The organism is Emticicia fontis (assembly GCF_054779675.1).
Genome location: NZ_BAAGXU010000063.1, coordinates 1 through 1,228, shown reverse-complemented (window position 1 = coordinate 1,228; position 1,228 = coordinate 1). Strand labels below are relative to the sequence as shown.

Here is a 1,228-nt window from a genome sequence, read left to right as displayed (position 1 = left end):
TACAAGTCTGATACTTTCAAGCGTAGGTACTTATAGCATTACAGCCACTTGTACGGTGGGAAGTTGTACTTCTCCTGTAAGTTCAGCGGTAACAGGCTTACAGATTGTTACTCAACCAAGTGCACCAACTATTGTTGCACCCAATCCAAAAGTAGTTTGTGCGCCAAATACCTTAACTTTAACCGCCAGCGGTTGTGGCGGCACAGTGAACTGGTCAACAGGAGCAACGGGTACAAGTCTGGTACTTTCAAGCGTAGGCACTTATAGTATTACAGCCACTTGTACTGTGGGTATTTGCACTTCTCCATCAAGTCTGGCAGTAACAGGTTTAGAGATTGTTACTCAACCAATTGCCCCAACTATTGTTGCACCCAATCCAAAAGTAGTATGTGCGCCAAATACCTTGACCTTAACCGCTAGCGGTTGTGGCGGAACAGTAAACTGGTCAACAGGAGCAACAGGTACAAGTCTGATCCTTTCAAGCGTAGGAACTTATAGCATTACAGCCACTTGTACTGTGGGCAGTTGCACTTCTCCAGCAAGTTCAGCGGTAACAGGACTACAAATTATAGCACCTGCTGTTGCACAGGCATCAAATACTGGCCCTTATGCCGTAGGACAAACGATAGAACTGAGTGCTTCTGGAGGAACACAATATAGCTGGTCAGGACCTGCTTCGTTTAGCAGTGCAAGCCAGAATCCAACTATTGCTAATGCTTTGGCAGCAAATGGAGGCATTTATACCGTAACGGTAAGTACAGGTATTTGCACAGCAACCGCTACTACTAATGTAATTGTGAGTGGCATTGACCCATGTGTACAGATTGTAGACCTACAATATGTGAAAGCAGGCAACCCTTATGAACCGATGTTTTCACTGAAAGACGGAATGGTTATCCAGCAGATACCTGAACAGGTGTCTATTCTTGCCAACCCTATTTGTCCGACAATACCAATTGGCAGTGTTGACTTAACCATTACCGGTCCTGAGATTAACTGGACTATCTTGCAGAACGTACAGCCCTATGCGGTTTTTGATAACTTAGGTGTCAATGTATATGGACGTAACTTTATTCCGGGCACCTATACCATGACTGTAACTGGCTATGCAGAAGATAATAGAACAGGGGGGACGGTTTATGGTCCTGTGGTAACAACCTTTACAGTAGTAGGCACAATGGCAGTAATAAATGCACCAACTATTCCAAACAATCGTTTATGTGCAGGG

Annotated in this window: 1 pseudogene; it reads left to right on the top strand. The window is 44.6% G+C overall.

Features of this window, described 5'->3' with window-relative positions:
• Positions 1-1,228: pseudogene (locus ACYVFA_RS23950) on the top strand (hypothetical protein); the annotation flags it as partial.